Annotated in this window: 1 pseudogene; it reads left to right on the top strand. The window is 28.7% G+C overall.

Annotated features, from left to right (window positions below):
- Positions 1-32: 32 nt before the first annotated feature.
- Positions 33-216, top strand: a pseudogene (locus GNY06_RS15430) (IS982 family transposase); the annotation flags it as partial.

Raw genomic sequence — 216 nt, 5'->3', positions numbered from 1 at the left:
CCTAAATTTAATAGTCTAACAAACGATTAAATATGAACAGCTTTACCGCAAATTATGAAAAAATATTAGAGATACTGATAACAATTGAGAGTAAAATGAATTTTTTAAATCAAATCCGCAATCCCCAATTGTCAGATCTTGAGTTAATCTCCATAGACTTAACTTCAGAATTTATGAGTATTGATTCAGAGCGGGATTTATTCAGAAAATTACCTT

The sequence above is a fragment of the Elizabethkingia argenteiflava genome, assembly GCF_009904105.1.
GTDB lineage: Bacteria > Bacteroidota > Bacteroidia > Flavobacteriales > Weeksellaceae > Elizabethkingia > Elizabethkingia argenteiflava.
The sequence above is the reverse complement of the archived record's forward strand: the minus strand, read 5'-3'. Positions and strand labels throughout refer to the sequence as shown.